Origin of the sequence: Bacillus sp. SRB3LM, from assembly GCF_015712745.1 — a bacterium.
GTDB lineage: Bacteria > Bacillota > Bacilli > Bacillales > Bacillaceae_G > Bacillus_A > Bacillus_A thuringiensis_K.
This window is the reverse complement of the sequence record NZ_VWVQ01000067.1, coordinates 99,399-115,341: the sequence shown is the minus strand read 5'-3', so window position 1 is coordinate 115,341 and position 15,943 is coordinate 99,399. Positions and strand designations below refer to the sequence as shown.

The window sequence follows — 15,943 nt, the reverse complement described above, 5'->3', positions numbered from 1 at the left end:
GGGCTTTCTTGCTCAAAAAGTTAAGGAGGGGAAAACATTGAAACAAGCAGTTTGGTTTCCAACAGAAGAGTACAAGGAAAAAACACGTTTATATGGTTGGATGAAATCATTGGGATATGAAGACTATGAAACTTTTTATAATAAATCTATTGAGGAAACAGCTTGGTTTTGGGGAGAGGCAGAAAAAGCAGTAGGCTATCAATGGATGAAACCTTATACAGAAGTGTTAGACTTAGAAAATGGTACACCGTTTGCACAGTGGTATAATGGCGGAACATGTAACGTTGTAGAATCAGCTTTATCTCGCTGGCTTGCGGATGAAGAGACGAGAATACAGCCAGCACTTCAGTACGAAGGGGAAAATGGAACTTCAAAATCATTTACATATGAAGAGCTTGACAACTGGGTAAGCCGTGTTGCAAATGGTTTGAAACACGCGGGTATTGAGAAAGGTGATCGTGTAACAATTTATATGCCGATGATTCCAGAAACAGTTGTTGCGATGCTAGCTGTAATGAAAATCGGAGCAATTATTTCACCAATATTCTCAGGCTTTGCGTCTGATGCAGTCATGACACGTGTGCAAGCGGCAGGTTCAAAAATGATTATTACCGCAGATGGATTTTCACGCCGCGGTAAAATTGTTTCTTTAAAAGATGAAGTAGATAAAGCTTGTGAACATTGCCCAACTGTTGAAAAAGTTGTTATCGTTCGTCATGCAGGAAATGATTTTACACCACATAACTATGATTTTTCGTGGAGTACGCTAGAAAAAGAAAAACCATTCATACATGCCGAGGAAATGCAAAGTGATGATCCATTAATGCTCATTTATACATCAGGAACGACTGGTAAGCCGAAAGGAACAGTACACACGCATGCAGGATTTCCTTTGAAAGCAGCTTTTGATGCAGGATTTGGAATGAATATTAAACAAGGTGATCGTGTATTATGGGTAACTGATATGGGCTGGATGATGGGGCCGTTTCTATTATTCGGTTCACTCATTAATGGAGCAACGATGGTTATGTACGAAGGTGTTCCAGACTTCCCAGAAGCAGACCGGTTATGGGAGACAGTTGATAAATATGAGATTACTCATTTAGGTATTTCGCCAACGTTAATCCGAGCATTAATGGCAAAAGGTGATGAGTATGTCAATAAACATTCTTTAAAGAGTTTGGAAGTATTCGCATCAACAGGAGAACCTTGGAATCCTGATCCATGGATGTGGTTATTTGAAACAGTTGGAAAAGGAAATGTCCCAATCTGTAACTACTCAGGTGGAACTGAAATCTCTGGTGGGATTTTCGGTAATGTTCTTATTAAGCCAATAGCACCGATTAGTTTTAACGCATCTTTACCAGGAATGGCAGCTGTCGTACTGGATGATCAAGGTAAACCAATTCGAGATGAAGTCGGAGAATTATGCTTAGAGAAACCTTGGGTAGGTATGACGAAAAGCTTCTGGGAAGATGATGAACGTTACGTAAACACATATTGGTCGCGTTTTGAAAATAAATGGGTCCACGGTGACTGGGTCATTTACGATGGTGAACAATATATCATCACAGGGCGTTCAGACGATACGTTAAATATTGCAGGTAAACGTATTGGACCCGCTGAATATGAATCTATTCTTGTGAAACATAACGATGTAATCGAAGCTGCTGCAATTGGTGTACCTGACGAAGTAAAAGGTGAAGTTTGTCATTGTTTTGTAGTGTTAAGAGACCATGTAACATTCACAGGGGGATTAAAAAAAGAATTAATGAGTTTAGTAAACTCTCATATTGGAAAAGCGTTGTGTCCTAAAGACATCCACGTTGTAGAAGATTTACCGAAAACACGTAATTCTAAAGTAATGCGCCGTGTTATTAAAGCAGCTTACTTAGGAAAAGAATTAGGTGATTTATCATCGCTTGTAAATCCTGAAGTAGTTCCGTTTATTCAGGGGTTACAGTCTAGTAAATTATAAAATTAGAAAGGATCTCTATATAAATAGAGCTCCTTTTTTATGTTTATAAAAAGAGAAGAAGTGAAGTTGATGAAGAAGAAAAATTCTACTATTAGTGTTAAGTATGTTTTTTAGTTTTAATCAAAATACGATATTATGGAATGTCTATTCAATGGAGAAATACTAATTTACAACAACAAGGTGATGACAAAGCGTGACTGCTTATATGTCTGTTTAAACCTTTACGTGTTAATATATAAAAAGCTGACTATAAGCAGTCAGCTTTTTATATATTACATTCTAGTATTTATCTCGCTATTTGCCGGGCAGTAATGCCCCCACCTAAAAATTCAGCGAAAGCAAGGAAGTAGGTGAGGGATCAACTTTCCGGAAATGCCCGATTGGTTCCAAAAGACATATTCTTTCCTTTACGTTGACATTGAAAATATTACCAATTTTTTCTTTTACAATGGCAACAAATAAAGAAACATTTACAACGACACTTATTTCGTTTAGAACTCCAATCATCATCACGATGACACTTTTCTTTAGATTTCCACCAATCATCATTACAATGTTTTTCCTGAGAACTCCAATCGTCATCACAATGACACTTTTCTTTAGATTTCCACCAATCATCATTACAATGCTTTTTCTGAGAACTCCAATTATCATCACAATGATGCTTTTCTTTAGATTTCCACCAATCATCACAACAATGCTTTTTCTGAGAACTCCAGCAATCATTTTTCCAGGACATTTATTTCTACCTCCTTTCAATAGTGTTCATATTATTCTATGTTTTAATAAAAAAATGGCTTGTTTATTAACCTACTATTTTATCTTTATATGATAGAGTGTCTTCTACTCGATATAGAATTCATACAAACTATGCTAATTTTTAAGAGAAAGTGGAGAGAACTACTACTAGTTATGGTATTTTTCAATAAACACTTGTTGAAGAAAATGTTCTGATTACAAATAATATCTTATTTTCGAGTACGTTTTTTAAATGTATATTTCACAATGAAAAATGGGAAATCCACAAATAAAGTCTATGTATATGTGAGTTAATGGGAAAATCTAGTGTGTTTTTAAGGGGCGTCTTATTTAAAAGAAAAAAGGTTTGTTTTAGAAAGTGGTGTCTAAACATTAAATGGAGTAGGACTAAATTCACGGCCGCTCATTAAACAAGCTTTTAATTAGGAGAAGTCTGTTTTTATAATGAATAATGAAAAGAAAGTTTGGTACAAATGTTTGTTTTTTTCTTTTTATGTGTTTGCCTCGTACCCTTTTAAGCTAGTGGACATACTTTACTAATAGAAAGGATTAGGGGGTGAGGTATTGGGTTCTCGATTTAATAATTGTAAAAAGAAGTGTACATGTAAACAAGATGATTGTTGGGAAGTATTCGAAGAGTGTAAAAAAGAACAGCATGAGAAATGTGATAATTCTTGTGTACAAGGAATTAGAGATGAACTTAAGAAATTAATTAATCGAACAGTTCAAATTAATACAGAGGGACGTACTTATGTAGGTACTGTTTCGTCTGTAAGTTGTGATGTAGTTAGGCTTGCGGCTATTCCTGGATCGGTTGGAGTAATTATTTCCATTTGCAAAATTGAAGCAATTTTCCCACCGGTTACAACGGTTACTGCTGACTTTGATTTTAATGGTATTGATGTAGCAAACAAAGCATAATTATGCTGCTTTTTTGTAAAGCCATTCACATGAATGGCTTTATTTTAATTTTATATAAAAGGAGAATATATTCTTTATATAGAAATAAGTTTGAGGTTATAAAGCATGATGTACGAAAGGAGCAAGGAAGTGATTAAACTAGAAAGCTTTAAGAAATCTGATTTTAAACAATTAATAAATTGGATTAATTCCGAAGAATTTCTAATACAATGGTCAGGAAATGCATTCACATTTCCTTTAGACGAACAGCAATTAGAGAAGTATATAGAAAGTGCAAATACACTCGCTTTCAAAGTGGTAGATGAAGAGACTTTAGACGTTATTGGACATATTTCGCTTGGGCAAATAGATAATATTAATAAGTCCGCTAGAATTGGAAAAGTATTAGTTGGTAATACGAAGATGAGAGGACGTTCTATAGGAAAACATATGATGAAAGCAGTACTTCATATTGCTTTTGACGAATTAAAACTACATAGAGTAACTCTTGGTGTGTATGATTTTAATACATCGGCCATTTCATGTTACGAAAAAATAGGGTTTGTAAAAGAAGGCTTATTAAGAGAGTCAAAAAGAGTAGGAGAAACGTATTGGAATTTATGGGAAATGAGTATGTTAGAATATGAATGGAAGAAGTAGTAACGATACTAATTTATAATTATATTATGTTAACAAAGGGGTTTGGTGGGTATAGTGGATAATAAAACAAAAATAATTTCAATTGCAGCTGTTTCGGGAGGAGGTAAAACTACAATTACAGAAAGATTAAAGCATAAGTTTAAAAACTCAAAAGCTCTATATTTTGATAGTTATACATTTGATAACTGTCCTGCTGATATTTGTAAATGGATTGATGATGGGGCGAATTACGACGAGTGGGTATTAACACCATTAATTCATGATATTGAGCAACTTATACAAAATAATACCTTAGACTATATTATTGTAGATTATCCTTTTGCATACTTAAATAGTGAGATGCGAAAATTCATTGATGTAACTATATTTATTGATACGCCTTTAGATATTGCGATGGCTAGAAGGATTTTGCGAGATTTTAAGGAAGGTACAATAGATGAAATACATAATGATTTGGAACATTACATGACATATGCGAGAAAAGCTTATTTAGAGGCAATTCATACTGTTAAGCCGAATTCAGATATCATATTGGATGGTTCTTTATCTGTAAGTGAAATAATTAATCACGCTGTAGAGGAACTTGGCCGAAGAGAAGTGATTGTCAATGGTTAAATGTATCACAGATGCTGTTAGGTGGATAATTGAAATAAGGGAGAGATAAATGTGTACACTTTATTTCAATATAATTGGCAAGTAAGAGATGATTGGTTTAAGAGGTGTGAACAACTTTCAGAGGAAGATTTACTTTGCAAACTGGTGGTATTTTAGAAACATTATTTCATATTGTAGATGTAGAGTATAGTTGGATTAGTGCTCTTCAAGGAGAAGAAGATAGAGAACCGCGATTTAAAGATATTCAAAAAGTGAAAGCGTTATCTGATTTATATAAACGAGAACTTGAAGTTTTTTTGCAGTCATGGTCATCTAGCCTAGAATGCTAGCACACTTAAAATAAGACGTATAAAAAGTTAATCATTGTGTGCTTTGATTATATAATGTCGGCGAAATAAATAGTGTGAAGGACAGCTATCTTAAAAAGTGTTTCATGTAACGTTCATATACTTTAATTTTTTATAATTAATTAAATTTGAATTTTGTTTGTTGTTAAGAAAAGGTGAGAAGAAAATAAAAAAAGAGGGCTAATGCCCTCTTTTTCTTTTAATTTGGTAATTAATCACAGATTGGTATCCCAAGCACTCTTAGAGCTAATGCTACTTGAAGGGAAATCTCTAATCTAGCAATTTCAATACCAGCTACTGAAAGAACTAAAAAAGGTTGTCCGTTTACAAATACAACGCAACTATCCATAGTTAAGCCTCCTTTCTAGTAATCTACTATAGTATATGAATAGAACTTTAATATGTAATAGTTCAATTGTTGGATTTAATAGAATTAATAGATTAACCCATTTATACTAAACAAAAGAACACAACGAACGGAAACAGAGATGGATGTATGCCTCGAAAAACATAGGTTTTAAGACATGTAATGGGATATGAAATTCATCATATTGGTCAGCTATCTATATGGACGAGGGAGTTAAACTTGCAATCTGTTTCAGCAAGTTTGATTGGACGAAGATGATAGAATTAAAAACCGACTTGCATCTCAAACGCAAGTCGGTTTTTATATATAAGAAGATTTCTTAATTGAAATCCTCGGATTTTTTCTGACGTATATGTAAAAACATTAAGGTGGTAATGATTAAAAAAATCATTATAGTTTGTATAATTAAATTTTTAAACTGAAGTAATATTGTCCAGGATGTAATTGTGTCTTTAAAAGCTTGGAGTGCAGAGTACGAGGAAGGATCAAAACCATACTGTAGCAACTTTTTTGTTTCAATAAATGAAATGTTTTCTTCATCTGCATCTAATATTACTGAAATTAGTCTAGTATCTCCAAGTTTTGCTGTACTGACAAAACTATAATTACCGTTAGTTGAAAAACTAGTTTGTAAGCCATCAACACCTTGAAGTTTAATGTTTTCATTAAGGGAATATATCATTTTATTCGTATTGAAAACTTGGGAATCTTTGAAGGTAAATTGGTAAGAGGTTAGTTTCGTAATATTCAATACATCTGGAAAATCTTTTACTAATCGTGCTGCTAGTTTAGCTGCATCTATTGCTGTTGTAGTTGCTTGTTTATTTGTATCATTATTAATTCCAGTAGAGTTTAGAAATGGAGATGGTTGTAATAACTTTAGTTCTTTTGCTTTTTTATTCATTAATATTGTAAAGTTATCTTCATTTCCAGCAATGTGTTCTGCTAGAGCGAGTGCAGAACGATTATTCCCTGCCAGTAGCAATGCATGAAGTAAATCACGAACCGTTGTTTTATCATTCGATGTTACTTGTATAGGGCTTGTTTCTACTCGGAAAACTTCGTTACTTATTTGTACGAAGTCATCTAACTGTATTTTTCTATCATTTAGTTGCTCCAATACGATATATTCTGTCATTAATTTAGATAAAGCAGCTGATTGTATCGGAGTTTCTTCATTTTTTTTATAAACAATTTCACCTGAATTAGCATTTATTAAAATAGCTGATTTAGTTTGAATAATGGGACCATTTACATAAAGATAAAAATATAAAACGATAAGTGCAGTAATAAAAAAAGATAATAATAAAATAGCGAATTTCTTTAAGAATTGCATAAGCGATCCTCCTATTATGACATCAATACTAGTATTGTAAAAAGGAATGCTTAATTAGGAAGAAAGAAAAGGTAAAGAATTTCTAAAGAATTATAAAGGATTATTAAATTTTGGGTGTTAATGGAAAAAGTTCAATTTCTTATATGATAAGAAATTGAACTTTTTATTTATAATATTAACATTTGTATGGGAGTAGTTTTACAGTGAATGTTGTTTTTTCATCATCACTATATACTTCAATTGTTCCTTTATGCAATTCGACTATACTTTTTGCAATAGCTAATCCAAGTCCAGATCCACCAGTGTTTGTAGAGCGAGATTTCTCAACGCGATAAAAACGTTCAAAAATATGAGGTAAATCCGTACTAGGAATAGGTTGTCCGTAATTTGTTATATCAATTGTAATCATATTATTGCTTTCATAAGCAGTAAGGTCAATATAGCGACCTTCGCTTCCATAAGCGATAGCGTTTATAATAAGATTTTCAAACACACGCACTAATTTTTCACCATCAGCTAATACCATGAGCTTTTGAGATGGGAAAGAAGGTCGACATTCTATATTTGCTTCTTGAAATTGTATACGGAATTGAACAGTTAATTGCCCAAGTAACTCTACTATGTCAATAGGGACAGAATACAAGCTTAACTCTTTATTTTGAACACGTGTATATTCGAACAAGTCATTCATTAATGCATTAAGACGAGTTACTTTATCGTAAATGACTTGAATATAGTATCGCAATTCTACTTCATCTCTATAATTATCATGATGGATTAAATTTACGTATCCAACTATAGAAGTAAGGGGAGTGCGTAAGTCATGTGATACATTTGTAATAAGTTCACTTTTTGCTTGTTCCGCTTGTCTTTCTTCATCAATGGAGACTTTTAATTGTTCAACAATTTCATTGACCCCGATTGCTAATTCTTCTAGATAATTATGATTTACAATAGAAACTTTATGATTGAAGTTTCCATTTGCAATATAACGAATTTCTTCTATCATTTTTTTAATACAAGTTTCATAATAAAGTTTTTTCTCGTGACGATAAAAAATGTAAAGATAGGATGAAAAAATAGAAAATAAAAACAAATAAGATACAATCATCATCCATAACGATTCTTTAATCCCTTTATACTTTTCATAACCAAAAATTCGAATGAATTCTTTACCAAGTTCAGTTAGAGTAAGTGAACTCTCAATTACACTCGTAACGAGGCGATAAATAATTAACTCAGTAATAGGCGTGAGTGTGATAGCTAATAAGAGCCAAAAAATAAGTTTCCATTTAGGGATATCTTTTAATATATCAAATGCTTCATTTCTCAATTTTATAGCCAACTCCCCAAACAGTGTGAATAAATTTTTCTCCATTTATTACTGTTTCAAGTTTATCCCGTAAGTTGCTAATATGGACCATTACAGTCTTATTTGAACCGTAACCATCTTCATTCCAAACGCGTTCGAAAATTTCTTCTGAACTAAATACTCTTCCTGTATTACTTGCAAGTAAATATAAAATATCGAATTCAATAGAGGTTAGTTTAATATACTCTCCATTTACTTTAACAGTATGATTATGTTTGTGTATTTCAACAGAGCGAATACGAATAATACCATCTTCATTCTTTTGCGAAGTAGCGTTTTGGAAAGATGATCTTCGTAATAAAGCTTTCACTCTTGCTACTAATTCTAATGGATTGAATGGCTTGATCATATAATCATCGGCACCTGTCATAAGACCTAATATTTTATCCATATCTTCTGCTTTTGCACTAAGCATTAGAATTGGTACAGTATTATTTTCACGCACTTCCTGACAAACTTCTAATCCGTTTCGCTTTGGCATCATAATATCCAAAATCATAAGGTCAACTTCATATGTAGAAACCTTTTGCAATGCTTCATCGCCATCATAAGCTTTATAAATGTTATAGCCTTCATTTCGCAAATAAACAGCAAGTAATTCAACAATTTCTTTATCATCATCAATAATTAATATGTTTTTATTCATTGTGTAGTTCCTTTCCTTACAAATCATCAACATTACTATAATATCAAACATTTATGTACTTGTAGCGATGATTCTGTATAAAATTTCATGTAACGTATTAAAAAGGAGTAAAAAGATTAATAACGAATATAAAATAACGAGGATATTTAGATCCTACATTATAATGAAAGGTAGTTATAAGGGGGATTTTCTATGTTATGTAATGATATATATTCATTTACTCCAACTGGAAAAATAGAAAATGATATTAAAGCTTTTCTACTAAAATATAATAAAGAGTTTACATATAAACATTCAATTCGTGTAGCAAATGAGGCAAAAAAGATTGCAGAAAAGTTTCACGTAGATAAAGAAAAAGCAGCAATTGTAGGATATTTACATGATATTAGTGGCATTTTTCCGAACGAGGAGCGGATTGCAGTTGCTGAAGAATTTGGTATAGAAATAGAGGAAGCAGAAAGAAAGTTTCCTATGATTATTCATCAAAAACTATCGAGAGTAATCGCAAAAGAAATATTTAAAGTAGAAGATGAAGAGATTTTAAATGCAATTTGTTACCACACAACGTTGCGTAAACATGCAACGAAGATGGATTTAGTATTATTTGTTGCAGATAAAATAGAATGGGATCAAAAAGGGACACCACCATATTTAATAGAAATAAAAAAAGGATTGGAAAAATCTTTGGAAAAAGCAGCTTTTGTATATATTTCATATTTGTGGGAAAGGAAAGATACATTGAAAGTTATACATCCATGGCTAGAAGAAGCATACTGGGATTTAAAAGGAATTGTACAGTAGAAAGGACAAAGAAATGCAATTAAAAGAATATATGAATCAAACATTTCCAGGAGTTACATTAGTACCCTACTTATATTCTTAGTGGGAAAATCATTTACAATTTGATTTTGGAAAAGATAAATATCAAATTGTAGAAGGAACCGACAATTTAAATACGGAATACTTTTCTCAACTATATACATATAATAAATTCTTATTTGAAGACATATTTTCAAAAGAAGATGTAGTGTTTGTAGTGACAAATGTTTATAGATTTAAAAAGGAAAATATAAAAACTCCACAGAAAATAAATGTATACAATAAATATATTAAGAAAAGAGATTTAAGATTTCATATAAGATAAGAAACGTTACCGTTTTTATTTGAAGATGAAGAAGCAGATTTATATTGTACATATCATTTTTCTTTAAAATGCCTTGCGGAACATATTAAATATGAATCGCTTATACAAGTTGCTAATCATGAGGATTTCTTTGATTTATATCCTCGATTTGGACGAAAAAAAGAAATTTCTTATCCAGATGTATTTCTCATAAATGCAACGAAAGATATTGTCATGTTTATGTATGATGATAGAGGATGTGAAGTAATTGCGAAGAATAAAGAAAGAATACGAGATTTATATAAGAAATATAAAGAATGGATTCCAGATTATGAACGAAAAAGTATAGATAACTTATTTAAATGACAATAGGGGAAGTGAAGCGTGTAATGAAACGTATTGCAATTGTATCTGCATGGGAACCAGAACTGACGTATTTGCATCAACATTATCCAAGTGAACGTGTTGAAAAAAGAGCAGCTTGGGAATTTCATTTTCATACTATTAATGAGCTGGAAATTATATCAGTTGTTACTGGTGTCGGTAAAGTAAGCTGCGCTAGTTGTGTACAATTGTTAATTAGTGAGTTTCAGCCAGATGAGTTGTTTATGACAGGAGTATGCGGAAGTTTATCAAACAAGGTGAAAAACGGTCATATTGTAGTCGCACTAAACGCAATACAACATGATGTTACTGCTGCTGGTTCAGGGGAAGATGTTTTTAATTTATATAACGGTAGAACAGCACCTATTGAAACAACAAAATCACTTGTAAGAAGAATAAAAAAAATACGATCGTATGATCCGATACATTTCGGTACATTTTTATCAGGAGATCAACGTATTCGTAGTTCGGAAATGAGATATTTACTCCATACCGTATATGGAGCATTGGCAGTTGATCAAGAAGTAGCAGCTTTCGCCTATGTATGCCAAATAAATAAAAAACCATTTCTCTGTTTAAAAGCTGCTTCAGATCAAGCAAATGATAAAACGAAAGAAGAACAAAAAATCTTTAAAATGCTAGCATGTGAAAGAGCATGTGAGCATTTAATTGCTTTTTTACGTGTTTATGAGGTTAATGTAGTAAATAATAGATAGTTTGTTATAAAACAAATCAATAGTGAGTTATATGTAGGGAAATGTCCGCTCATTTCAAATTAAGAGCTGAAATTTATAATAGATGGAATATATTATATGGGTACACGTTGAGTTTAATATAAGCAGTTGGAGGGCAATTTTATATGATTCAATATAAAAGGTGTAGTGAAGTAAATATTGATTTAGTATATGAAGCTTTTAAAGATGGATTTTCAGATTACATTATTAAGATGGAGGTTTCAAAAGAGGATTTTATACAACGTTTTTTGGGACCAGAAGGTAATTTGCTAGAACATTCTTTTCTTGCTTTAGAAGAAGGCAAATCTGTTGGCGTAATACTAGGTGGTATAAAGGATTATGAAAGTATAAAGACTATGCGCTGCGGAACATTAGCGGTTCATCCTAATTACCGCGGTATTGGTGTGAGTCAAAAATTATTTGAACTGCATAAAGAAGAGGCGATTCAACATGGATGTAAGCAACTTTTTCTCGAAGTCATTGTAGGAAACGACCGAGCGATTCATTTTTATAATAAGTTGGGCTATGAAAAAGTGTACGATCTTTCTTATTATAATTTAAATGATTTGACTAAAATAATGAATAAAGATTGTAAAGATATTGAAGTAAAACAATTAGAATTTCCAACTTTTAAAGATGAAATTCAGAAATGGTTAAACTTCCATATAAATTGGCAAAATGATATTGATTATATTAAAAAAACAAATAATGTATTTTATGGTGTATATGTCGATAATGACTTAAAAGGCTCTCTATGCGTAAATGAACAAGGTAAAATTAGTTTTATTTTCGTAGACAAAGGTTATAGAAATATTGGTGTTGGGATGAAATTATTACAAGTAGCAAGAGAAGAATTAAATTTATCAAGTTTATCAATTGGGTTTCCTAACAATAATTTATTGGAGGGTTTTTTAAAGAAATGTGGATTTGAAAAGAATTCTTTAGCGCAATATGAAATGTATTTATTACTCTAAGAGCGGAAAGATTTATTCTTTTCGTTTTTTATTTAGCCGTTATGTTGGTAAATGCTCCGCAATTATAATTTGTAATGAGAGGGATTTTGTTTATCCTTAAGTTATTTTTTTAATTGTCAATTTTATGCTAATAATTTTCTTTGTATAATATTCTAATTTTATGTAGAATAGATACGATGGGAGGGGATGAAATGAATAATGGATTAAAGTTTAAGATTTTTGAATTGCATTGTCTCGTTCAAAAGACTTATTCTGATATTAAAATAGCATGTGATATTGCTATTTATCAAGAAAACACTTCTAAATATTTAATTTCATTAGGATTTTTAAATAAATCATATATGACTTATATAGAAGCAAAAAGATTCTATCGTGAAAATGAAGAACTTGTAAGTGTAGAATTTGATAATTTCTTTGATATGTATGATAAATTAGAAAATGAATTAAAACAAGTTATTTCAACTGAAGATAAAAATCCTTCATTGCTACATAGCAGACTTGATCAGTTTCAGCAGAAAGTTGAAAATATAAATGACCTAATAAAAGTATTGCAAAATGCTCGTTAATGAATGCTTTTTTCTTTTTTGTATAGAAATTATGTATTAAAAACATTTTAGGGATATTACATATTGAAGAGGTGGCTTTTGTAGATTACAAAAGTCATCTTTTTATGTTAGGAATAGATTGTATACATTTTAGCAGTTTCATATAAATAATAGAAATTTATACGAGGTAAATATCATGGGAAATAAAAAAGAAATAGCTATAGTTGCATTAACAACAGGATTCGTTTTAACAAGTGTAACACCATATGGAGTAGGTCATGCAGAGGAACCTGGTCAAATGCAAGTTGAAATTCAAGAGGATTCGTTCCGTACAGGTGATCTTACACAACCATCAAAAAAGGCGCCAGAGAATGTAGTGAAAGATGCACTTAAGGAAAATACAGAGCATGCTTTGTCTCCAAAACAAGTTAGTGCAGAAACAGGAGTAGATTACAAGGTTCTTCAAAAACGTGGTTCTTATGATGGAACTACACTTGTGCGCATGCAACAAATATATGAAGGAAAAGAAGTGTATGGCCACCAGTTGACTGCTCACGTAGATAAAAAAGGTATTATTAAAAGCATTTCAGGAGCTAGCGCACAAAATTTAACACAAGAAGATTTAAAGAAACCTATTAATTTATCAAAAGAAGAAGCGAAACAATATATTTATAAAAAGTACGGAAACGACATTAAATTTATTTCTGAACCAGAAGTTAAGGCGGTTATTTTTGTTGATGAAAATCATGGGCAGGCTAGCAATGCATATCAAGTTACATTTGCTGCTACAACACCAAATTATGTATCTGGAACTTATTTAGTGAATGCTCATAATGGCGATATGTTAAAAGATATGGTACAAGAATCAAGTTTGAAAATAAGTGAAGAGTATGTTGAATCCGTTAAGGAAAATAAAACTAGCAATTTCACATCATTAACTGGAACAGGAAAAGATGATTTAGGCGTAACTCGTACATTTGGTATTTCTAAACAGACCAGTGGGAATTATGCGCTTGCTGATTACACAAGAGGGCAAGGAATTGAGACATATGATGTAAATTATAGAGATATTACAAATGAAGAAAGTTATTATCCTGGCATACTAGCAACTAGCGCTTCAACAACATTTAATAATCCAAAGGCGGTAAGCGCTCATTTCTTAGCAACAAAGGTATATGATTTTTATAAAGAAAAATATAAGCGTAATAGTTTTGATAATAAAGGAAAAAAAGTAGTTTCAGTGGTACATGCATGGGATTCTGGAGGAACAAATGATCCTGAAAATTGGGAGAATGCATTTAGTACTAATATTAATAACATTAGTATGCTTTTATATGGAGATCCTATGGTAAAAGCGTTCGATATAGCCGGTCATGAATTTACACATGCAGTTACATCAAGTGAATCTAACCTTGAATTTTCAGGAGAATCTGGGGCAATTAACGAGGCATTATCGGATATTATGGGAACGGCTATAGAGAAATACATAAATAATGGGGAATTTAACTGGACAATAGGAGAACAAACTGGATCGATTTTTCGTAATATGAAAAATCCAACTGCAATTAATTTTTCAGAAGGACTACCGTATCCCGATGATTATAGTAAATATAATGATTTAAATGGAGAGGATTATGGAGGCGTTCATTTTAACTCAAGTATTATTAATAAAGTTGCGTATTTAATTGCACAAGGCGGTACTCATAACGGTGTAAATATAAATGGTATTGGTGAAGATAAAATGTTTGATATTTTCTATTATGCAAATACTGATGAATTGAACATGACTTCTAATTTCTCTGAATTGAAATTGGCATGCCTTAAAGTTGCAACTAATAAATATGGAACGAACTCAATTGAAGTTCAAGCAGTCCAAAATGCTTTTGATGCGGCAAAAATTCCAGGAACAGTGAAAGAAAACGAAAAAACAGCAGAAAATCAAGCTCCAGAGTTAACTGTGCCGTTTACCATTACACTACGTGTAGGTGATACGTTTGATCCAATGAGAAATGTAAAAGCTGTTGATAAAGAAGATGGTGATTTAACAAATAAAGTAAAGCATAAAGGCGATGTAGATACTTCAAAACCAGGTACATACATTGTGGAATACTTGGTTGTTGATTCCCAAGGGAGAACTACAACGGCTAGACAGACTGTAATTGTAGAGGGAAATGGAGAAATATTAGATTTAGAACCTAAATTAACAGTGCCTGTTGGAGCGACAATGCATGTAGGAGATTCATTCGATCCAATGATAAAAGTAAAAGCTATTGATAAAGAAGACGGCGATCTTACTTCTAAAGTAAAAGTTGATGGTGGAGTAGATACATCTAAAGTCGGTACTTACGTATTAACGTACACGGTTACAGATTCTAAAGGTCATGAGGCGAAACAAACTGTAACGGTTAAAGTTAGAGAAGAAGTTACAAATGAAAAACCAATACTAAAAGTACCTGCTACAACTTCAATTACTGAGGGTGATCAATTTGATCCGTTGGTAGGGGTATCAGCTACTGATAAAGAGGACGGTGACCTTACTTCTAAAGTAGCGTATGAAGGAACTATAGATACAACTAAAGCTGGTACTTATGAAATAATATATAGTGTCAAAGATTCCATGGGTAATGACGTAAATACAAAACAAAAAGTATTAGTGAAAGATAAAGAAACTAGCAAAGCTAATGGCCTTGCTAATAAGGCGAATAAGAGTAATATCTCAAACAACAGTAATAGCGATAAAAAAGAGTATACATATAAGGAGCTTCCAAAGACGGGTGTAAGTACAAATAACAGTGCAGCAATCGGCATATTGATGATTATTACAGGCACAGTACTCACTTTTGTTCGCAAATTTAGAAAGATACAAAAATAATAGTAGGGATTATTCGTTTGAAGAAAAGAGTTCATTATTCAGAAGAAATAAAGTAGAAAGTAAGTAAAACAAAATATGGATTTTTTACTTAATAAGATTTTAGTAGTTAAGCGGTGCATTTGGCTTCTATAAAAATTTGTAGTTGGATCATGTTCTGTCTACAAAACTACATTACATAAAAAACACGTTACTATTCTCATTAAAATAAAAGAATAGTAACGTGTTTTTTGGTTTGGAAAAAGCATAAATCCTATAGTTTATGAATCTGGGAGTGCTTCTAATCTGCCATTGATGAGTTACTGAAAACATTTTGTTTTAATGGAAGTTTCAC

General features: G+C 31.9%; 14 protein-coding genes and 3 pseudogenes. 12 read left to right on the top strand and 5 right to left on the bottom strand.

What is annotated here, in order from left to right; genetic code table 11:
- The first annotated feature begins 37 nt into the window (after nucleotides 1-37).
- Entirely contained in the window at nucleotides 38-1,978 is a 1,941-nt protein-coding gene (locus F3I02_RS20400; RefSeq protein WP_074593663.1) for an AMP-binding protein, read from the top strand.
- A gap of 321 nt (nucleotides 1,979-2,299) precedes the next feature.
- Here F3I02_RS20400 and F3I02_RS20395 read toward each other — a convergent pair whose 3' ends face one another.
- Nucleotides 2,300-2,737 carry a hypothetical protein gene (locus F3I02_RS20395; RefSeq protein ID WP_178379648.1) on the bottom strand — a complete coding sequence of 146 codons (438 nt, stop codon included), beginning with the start codon at nucleotides 2,735-2,737 and terminating at the stop codon, nucleotides 2,300-2,302.
- A 564-nt stretch (nucleotides 2,738-3,301) separates the two neighbouring features.
- Here F3I02_RS20395 and F3I02_RS20390 point away from each other — a divergent pair.
- The 4 genes and pseudogenes from F3I02_RS20390 to F3I02_RS20375 form a co-directional block, all read left to right on the top strand.
- Nucleotides 3,302-3,658 carry a hypothetical protein gene (locus F3I02_RS20390; RefSeq protein ID WP_000535577.1) on the top strand — a complete coding sequence of 119 codons (357 nt, stop codon included), beginning with the start codon at nucleotides 3,302-3,304 and terminating at the stop codon, nucleotides 3,656-3,658.
- Between the two features lie 105 nt (nucleotides 3,659-3,763).
- On the top strand, nucleotides 3,764-4,297 hold the full coding sequence (locus F3I02_RS20385; RefSeq protein ID WP_142237975.1) for a GNAT family N-acetyltransferase: 534 nt from the start codon (nucleotides 3,764-3,766) through the stop codon (nucleotides 4,295-4,297).
- A 45-nt stretch (nucleotides 4,298-4,342) separates the two neighbouring features.
- Nucleotides 4,343-4,912 carry a nucleoside/nucleotide kinase family protein gene (locus F3I02_RS20380; RefSeq protein ID WP_374058657.1) on the top strand — a complete coding sequence of 190 codons (570 nt, stop codon included), beginning with the start codon at nucleotides 4,343-4,345 and terminating at the stop codon, nucleotides 4,910-4,912.
- A gap of 51 nt (nucleotides 4,913-4,963) precedes the next feature.
- A pseudogene (locus F3I02_RS20375) lies at nucleotides 4,964-5,238 on the top strand (DinB family protein); the annotation flags it as partial.
- A gap of 232 nt (nucleotides 5,239-5,470) precedes the next feature.
- On the opposite strand, the gene F3I02_RS20370 reads toward F3I02_RS20375, so the two are convergent.
- On the bottom strand, nucleotides 5,471-5,608 hold the full coding sequence (locus F3I02_RS20370) for a DUF3956 domain-containing protein (RefSeq protein WP_000376554.1): 138 nt from the start codon (nucleotides 5,606-5,608) through the stop codon (nucleotides 5,471-5,473).
- 165 nt (nucleotides 5,609-5,773) lie between these two features.
- Here F3I02_RS20370 and F3I02_RS35160 point away from each other — a divergent pair.
- Nucleotides 5,774-5,884, top strand: a pseudogene (locus F3I02_RS35160) (DinB family protein); the annotation flags it as partial.
- A 61-nt stretch (nucleotides 5,885-5,945) separates the two neighbouring features.
- Here F3I02_RS35160 and F3I02_RS20360 read toward each other — a convergent pair.
- The 3 genes from F3I02_RS20360 to F3I02_RS20350 all read right to left on the bottom strand — a co-directional run bounded on the left by F3I02_RS20360 (nucleotide 5,946) and on the right by F3I02_RS20350 (nucleotide 8,980).
- Nucleotides 5,946-6,962, bottom strand: a complete 1,017-nt coding sequence (locus tag F3I02_RS20360) for a D-alanyl-D-alanine carboxypeptidase family protein (RefSeq protein WP_196478341.1) — start codon at nucleotides 6,960-6,962, stop codon at nucleotides 5,946-5,948.
- A gap of 175 nt (nucleotides 6,963-7,137) precedes the next feature.
- Nucleotides 7,138-8,295, bottom strand: a complete 1,158-nt coding sequence (locus tag F3I02_RS20355) for a sensor histidine kinase (RefSeq protein WP_001243309.1) — start codon at nucleotides 8,293-8,295, stop codon at nucleotides 7,138-7,140.
- Nucleotides 8,285-8,980 (bottom strand): response regulator transcription factor, encoded by a 696-nt coding sequence (locus tag F3I02_RS20350; RefSeq protein ID WP_001038807.1) that lies wholly within the window; start codon nucleotides 8,978-8,980, stop codon nucleotides 8,285-8,287. Before F3I02_RS20350 ends, F3I02_RS20355 begins: the two co-directional genes overlap by 11 nt.
- Before the next feature lie 192 nt (nucleotides 8,981-9,172).
- Between F3I02_RS20350 and yqeK the strand changes: the two genes are divergently transcribed.
- From yqeK to F3I02_RS20320, 6 genes and pseudogenes are all read left to right on the top strand, one after another.
- Nucleotides 9,173-9,781, top strand: a complete 609-nt coding sequence (yqeK, locus tag F3I02_RS20345; RefSeq protein ID WP_074593668.1) for a bis(5'-nucleosyl)-tetraphosphatase (symmetrical) YqeK — start codon at nucleotides 9,173-9,175, stop codon at nucleotides 9,779-9,781.
- A 13-nt stretch (nucleotides 9,782-9,794) separates the two neighbouring features.
- Nucleotides 9,795-10,469: pseudogene (locus tag F3I02_RS20340) on the top strand (DUF3885 domain-containing protein).
- Complete coding sequence (gene mtnN / locus F3I02_RS20335; RefSeq protein ID WP_142237976.1) at nucleotides 10,466-11,203, top strand: 5'-methylthioadenosine/S-adenosylhomocysteine nucleosidase; 738 nt, start codon at nucleotides 10,466-10,468, stop codon at nucleotides 11,201-11,203. Before F3I02_RS20340 ends, mtnN begins: the two are co-directional and overlap by 4 nt.
- Nucleotides 11,204-11,346: 143 nt before the next feature.
- Nucleotides 11,347-12,195, top strand: a complete 849-nt coding sequence (locus F3I02_RS20330) for a GNAT family N-acetyltransferase (RefSeq protein WP_074593671.1) — start codon at nucleotides 11,347-11,349, stop codon at nucleotides 12,193-12,195.
- A gap of 191 nt (nucleotides 12,196-12,386) precedes the next feature.
- Entirely contained in the window at nucleotides 12,387-12,761 is a 375-nt protein-coding gene (locus F3I02_RS20325) for a hypothetical protein (RefSeq protein WP_001059022.1), read from the top strand.
- A 175-nt stretch (nucleotides 12,762-12,936) separates the two neighbouring features.
- Nucleotides 12,937-15,612 carry a M4 family metallopeptidase gene (locus F3I02_RS20320; RefSeq protein ID WP_196478340.1) on the top strand — a complete coding sequence of 892 codons (2,676 nt, stop codon included), beginning with the start codon at nucleotides 12,937-12,939 and terminating at the stop codon, nucleotides 15,610-15,612.
- Nucleotides 15,613-15,943: the final 331 nt, after the last annotated feature.

Coding starts and splice junctions, on each gene's coding strand:
- F3I02_RS20385 (WP_142237975.1), top strand. CDS start 3,764: ATGATGTACGAAAGGAGCAAGGAAGTGATTAAACTAGAAAGCTTTAAG.
- F3I02_RS20370 (WP_000376554.1), bottom strand. CDS start 5,608: ATGGATAGTTGCGTTGTATTTGTAAACGGACAACCTTTTTTAGTTCTT.
- F3I02_RS20360 (WP_196478341.1), bottom strand. CDS start 6,962: ATGCAATTCTTAAAGAAATTCGCTATTTTATTATTATCTTTTTTTATT.
- F3I02_RS20350 (WP_001038807.1), bottom strand. CDS start 8,980: ATGAATAAAAACATATTAATTATTGATGATGATAAAGAAATTGTTGAA.
- yqeK (WP_074593668.1), top strand. CDS start 9,173: ATGTTATGTAATGATATATATTCATTTACTCCAACTGGAAAAATAGAA.
- mtnN (WP_142237976.1), top strand. CDS start 10,466: ATGACAATAGGGGAAGTGAAGCGTGTAATGAAACGTATTGCAATTGTA.
- F3I02_RS20330 (WP_074593671.1), top strand. CDS start 11,347: ATGATTCAATATAAAAGGTGTAGTGAAGTAAATATTGATTTAGTATAT.
- F3I02_RS20325 (WP_001059022.1), top strand. CDS start 12,387: ATGAATAATGGATTAAAGTTTAAGATTTTTGAATTGCATTGTCTCGTT.
- F3I02_RS20320 (WP_196478340.1), top strand. CDS start 12,937: ATGGGAAATAAAAAAGAAATAGCTATAGTTGCATTAACAACAGGATTC.